We start from the raw sequence: 5,518 nt of genomic DNA on the forward strand, positions 1-5,518 counted from the left end.
GGAATTTAATCTTGACGATGACCTACTCTCACATGGGGAAACCCCACACTACCATCGGCGATGCATCGTTTCACTGCTGAGTTCGGGATGGGATCAGGTGGTTCCAATGCTCTATGGTCGTCAAGAAATTCGGGTACTGAGTCGTGACCAGTTGGCCTCGCTTCAGCAAATTGGGTATGTGATAGTTTTCGGTGTTTTGTGAACGTCGAACTTTCGGTTCATCTTCGTCTTCACACACCGCAATCTGGTCTCTTTCGCTTTTCAGCTCAGAGCATGCAAATTGCTTGGGTGTTATATGGTCAAGCCTCACGGGCAATTAGTATTGGTTAGCTCAACGCCTCACAGCGCTTACACACCCAACCTATCAACGTCGTAGTCTTCGACGGCCCTTCAGGGAACTCAAGGTTCCAGTGAGATCTCATCTTGAGGCTAGTTTCCCGCTTAGATGCTTTCAGCGGTTATCTATTCCGAACATAGCTACCCGGCAATGCCACTGGCGTGACAACCGGAACACCAGAGGTTCGTCCACTCCGGTCCTCTCGTACTAGGAGCAGCCCCTCTCAAATCTCAAACGTCCACGGCAGATAGGGACCGAACTGTCTCACGACGTTCTAAACCCAGCTCGCGTACCACTTTAAATGGCGAACAGCCATACCCTTGGGACCGGCTTCAGCCCCAGGATGTGATGAGCCGACATCGAGGTGCCAAACACCGCCGTCGATATGAACTCTTGGGCGGTATCAGCCTGTTATCCCCGGAGTACCTTTTATCCGTTGAGCGATGGCCCTTCCATACAGAACCACCGGATCACTAAGACCTACTTTCGTACCTGCTCGACGTGTCTGTCTCGCAGTCAAGCGCGCTTTTGCCTTTATACTCTACGACCGATTTCCGACCGGTCTGAGCGCACCTTCGTACTCCTCCGTTACTCTTTAGGAGGAGACCGCCCCAGTCAAACTACCCACCATACACTGTCCTCGATCCGGATAACGGACCTGAGTTAGAACCTCAAAGTTGCCAGGGTGGTATTTCAAGGTTGGCTCCACGCAGACTGGCGTCCACGCTTCAAAGCCTCCCACCTATCCTACACAAGCAAATTCAAAGTCCAGTGCAAAGCTATAGTAAAGGTTCACGGGGTCTTTCCGTCTAGCCGCGGATACACTGCATCTTCACAGCGATTTCAATTTCACTGAGTCTCGGGTGGAGACAGCGCCGCCATCGTTACGCCATTCGTGCAGGTCGGAACTTACCCGACAAGGAATTTCGCTACCTTAGGACCGTTATAGTTACGGCCGCCGTTTACCGGGGCTTCGATCAAGAGCTTCGCGTTAGCTAACCCCATCAATTAACCTTCCGGCACCGGGCAGGCGTCACACCCTATACGTCCACTTTCGTGTTTGCAGAGTGCTGTGTTTTTAATAAACAGTCGCAGCGGCCTGGTATCTTCGACCGGCATGAGCTTACGGAGCAAGTCCTTCACCCTCACCGGCGCACCTTCTCCCGAAGTTACGGTGCCATTTTGCCTAGTTCCTTCACCCGAGTTCTCTCAAGCGCCTTGGTATTCTCTACCCAACCACCTGTGTCGGTTTGGGGTACGGTTCCTGGTTACCTGAAGCTTAGAAGCTTTTCTTGGAAGCATGGCATCAACCACTTCGTTAACTAAAAGTTAACTCGTCATCAGCTCTCGGCCTTAGAATCCCGGATTTACCTAAGATTCCAGCCTACCACCTTAAACTTGGACAACCAACGCCAAGCTGGCCTAGCCTTCTCCGTCCCTCCATCGCAATAACCAGAAGTACAGGAATATTAACCTGTTTTCCATCGACTACGCTTTTCAGCCTCGCCTTAGGGACCGACTAACCCTGCGTCGATTAACGTTGCGCAGGAAACCTTGGTCTTTCGGCGTGGGTGTTTTTCACACCCATTGTCGTTACTCATGTCAGCATTCGCACTTCTGATACCTCCAGCAAGCTTCTCAACTCACCTTCACAGGCTTACAGAACGCTCCTCTACCGCATCACTTACGTGATACCCGTAGCTTCGGTGTATGGTTTGAGCCCCGTTACATCTTCCGCGCAGGCCGACTCGACTAGTGAGCTATTACGCTTTCTTTAAAGGGTGGCTGCTTCTAAGCCAACCTCCTAGCTGTCTAAGCCTTCCCACATCGTTTCCCACTTAACCATAACTTTGGGACCTTAGCTGACGGTCTGGGTTGTTTCCCTTTTCACGACGGACGTTAGCACCCGCCGTGTGTCTCCCATGCTCGGCACTTGTAGGTATTCGGAGTTTGCATCGGTTTGGTAAGTCGGGATGACCCCCTAGCCGAAACAGTGCTCTACCCCCTACAGTGATACATGAGGCGCTACCTAAATAGCTTTCGAGGAGAACCAGCTATCTCCGAGCTTGATTAGCCTTTCACTCCGATCCACAGGTCATCCGCTAACTTTTCAACGGTAGTCGGTTCGGTCCTCCAGTTAGTGTTACCCAACCTTCAACCTGCCCATGGATAGATCGCCCGGTTTCGGGTCTATTCCCAGCGACTAGACGCCCTATTAAGACTCGCTTTCGCTACGCCTCCCCTATTCGGTTAAGCTCGCCACTGAAAATAAGTCGCTGACCCATTATACAAAAGGTACGCAGTCACCCAACAAAGTGGGCTCCCACTGCTTGTACGCATACGGTTTCAGGATCTATTTCACTCCCCTCTCCGGGGTTCTTTTCGCCTTTCCCTCACGGTACTAGTTCACTATCGGTCAGTCAGTAGTATTTAGCCTTGGAGGATGGTCCCCCCATATTCAGACAAAGTTTCTCGTGCTCCGTCCTACTCGATTTCATGACTAAGAGATTTTCGCGTACAGGGCTATCACCCACTATGGCCGCACTTTCCAGAGCGTTCCGCTAATCTCAAAGCCACTTAAGGGCTAGTCCCCGTTCGCTCGCCACTACTAAGGGAATCTCGGTTGATTTCTTTTCCTCAGGGTACTTAGATGTTTCAGTTCCCCTGGTTCGCCTCTTGCACCTATGTATTCAGTACAAGATAACCATCTTATGATGGCTGGGTTCCCCCATTCAGACATCTCCGGATCAAAGTCTGTTTGCCGACTCCCCGAAGCTTTTCGCAGGCTACCACGTCTTTCATCGCCTCTGACTGCCAAGGCATCCACCGTATGCGCTTCTTCACTTGACCATATAACCCCAAGCAATCTGGTTATACTATGAAGACAACATTCGCCGAAAATTCGAATTTCTCAATTAAGAGAACTCACAAATTTTACCTTAGCCTGATCCGTTACCAGTGAAAGTAACGTTCAGTCTATCTTTCTATCACATACCCAAATTTTTAAAGAACGAACTAGTCAAAGACTAGAAATCAACATTCACCATCACAACGATGGAATGCTCATTTCTAAGCTTTATACAAACAGAAGCAGTAGTGGTGGAGCCAAACGGGATCGAACCGTTGACCTCCTGCGTGCAAGGCAGGCGCTCTCCCAGCTGAGCTATGGCCCCGTATTTCTACAGGCGTTTCCCACACAAAATTGGTGGGTCTGGGCAGATTCGAACTGCCGACCTCACCCTTATCAGGGGTGCGCTCTAACCAACTGAGCTACAGACCCAATTTCGGGCTGCTTCTTTTCGTCTTCTTCAATGAATCAAGCAATTCGTGTGGGAACTTATGGAGCAGCTGATGTCGTCGATTAAGGAGGTGATCCAGCCGCAGGTTCCCCTACGGCTACCTTGTTACGACTTCACCCCAGTCATGAATCACACCGTGGTAACCGTCCTCCCGAAGGTTAGACTAGCTACTTCTGGTGCAACCCACTCCCATGGTGTGACGGGCGGTGTGTACAAGGCCCGGGAACGTATTCACCGCGACATTCTGATTCGCGATTACTAGCGATTCCGACTTCACGCAGTCGAGTTGCAGACTGCGATCCGGACTACGATCGGTTTTATGGGATTAGCTCCACCTCGCGGCTTGGCAACCCTCTGTACCGACCATTGTAGCACGTGTGTAGCCCAGGCCGTAAGGGCCATGATGACTTGACGTCATCCCCACCTTCCTCCGGTTTGTCACCGGCAGTCTCCTTAGAGTGCCCACCATGACGTGCTGGTAACTAAGGACAAGGGTTGCGCTCGTTACGGGACTTAACCCAACATCTCACGACACGAGCTGACGACAGCCATGCAGCACCTGTCTCAATGTTCCCGAAGGCACCAATCCATCTCTGGAAAGTTCATTGGATGTCAAGGCCTGGTAAGGTTCTTCGCGTTGCTTCGAATTAAACCACATGCTCCACCGCTTGTGCGGGCCCCCGTCAATTCATTTGAGTTTTAACCTTGCGGCCGTACTCCCCAGGCGGTCAACTTAATGCGTTAGCTGCGCCACTAAAAGCTCAAGGCTTCCAACGGCTAGTTGACATCGTTTACGGCGTGGACTACCAGGGTATCTAATCCTGTTTGCTCCCCACGCTTTCGCACCTCAGTGTCAGTATTAGTCCAGGTGGTCGCCTTCGCCACTGGTGTTCCTTCCTATATCTACGCATTTCACCGCTACACAGGAAATTCCACCACCCTCTACCATACTCTAGTCAGTCAGTTTTGAATGCAGTTCCCAGGTTGAGCCCGGGGATTTCACATCCAACTTAACAAACCACCTACGCGCGCTTTACGCCCAGTAATTCCGATTAACGCTTGCACCCTCTGTATTACCGCGGCTGCTGGCACAGAGTTAGCCGGTGCTTATTCTGTCGGTAACGTCAAAATTGCAGAGTATTAATCTACAACCCTTCCTCCCAACTTAAAGTGCTTTACAATCCGAAGACCTTCTTCACACACGCGGCATGGCTGGATCAGGCTTTCGCCCATTGTCCAATATTCCCCACTGCTGCCTCCCGTAGGAGTCTGGACCGTGTCTCAGTTCCAGTGTGACTGATCATCCTCTCAGACCAGTTACGGATCGTCGCCTTGGTGAGCCATTACCCCACCAACTAGCTAATCCGACCTAGGCTCATCTGATAGCGCAAGGCCCGAAGGTCCCCTGCTTTCTCCCGTAGGACGTATGCGGTATTAGCGTCCGTTTCCGAACGTTATCCCCCACTACCAGGCAGATTCCTAGGCATTACTCACCCGTCCGCCGCTCTCAAGAGAAGCAAGCTTCTCTCTACCGCTCGACTTGCATGTGTTAGGCCTGCCGCCAGCGTTCAATCTGAGCCATGATCAAACTCTTCAGTTCAAACATCTTTGGGTTTTTAAGAAACCCTAAACTTGGCTCAGCAATCGTTGGTTACATCTTTGATTTCTCGCGGAGTAACTTGTGATGCTGATAATCTTGTTGACTATCAGTCTGACTCCACAAGCACCCACACGAATTGCTTGATTCAGTTGTTAAAGAGCGGTTGGTTAAGATCTTTCGTCTCAACCGAGGCGCGCATTCTACAGCAGCCTCATTTGCTGTCAAGTGATTATTTTCAGAAGCTTTCGAAGATTTCTTCAACAACTTCAACCACTTGCGCTT

General features: G+C 50.9%; 2 tRNA genes and 3 rRNA genes. All 5 read right to left on the reverse strand.

Annotated features, from left to right (window positions below):
- Nucleotides 1-9 precede the first annotated feature (9 nt).
- The 5 genes from rrf to E4P00_RS15655 all read right to left on the reverse strand — a co-directional run bounded on the left by rrf (nucleotide 10) and on the right by E4P00_RS15655 (nucleotide 5,236).
- Nucleotides 10-125: ribosomal RNA gene (gene rrf / locus E4P00_RS15635) — 5S ribosomal RNA — on the reverse strand.
- 170 nt (nucleotides 126-295) lie between these two features.
- Nucleotides 296-3,187, reverse strand: a 23S ribosomal RNA gene (locus E4P00_RS15640).
- Nucleotides 3,188-3,434: 247 nt separating this feature from the next.
- A tRNA-Ala gene (locus E4P00_RS15645) sits at nucleotides 3,435-3,510 on the reverse strand.
- Between the two features lie 30 nt (nucleotides 3,511-3,540).
- A tRNA-Ile gene (locus E4P00_RS15650) sits at nucleotides 3,541-3,617 on the reverse strand.
- Between the two features lie 82 nt (nucleotides 3,618-3,699).
- Nucleotides 3,700-5,236, reverse strand: a 16S ribosomal RNA gene (locus E4P00_RS15655).
- The 16S, 23S and 5S rRNA genes sit together here with 2 tRNA genes alongside, the layout of an rRNA operon.
- Nucleotides 5,237-5,518: the final 282 nt, after the last annotated feature.

This window comes from Pseudomonas sp. B329, from assembly GCF_023127835.1.
Lineage (GTDB): Bacteria > Pseudomonadota > Gammaproteobacteria > Pseudomonadales > Pseudomonadaceae > Aquipseudomonas > Aquipseudomonas synxantha_A.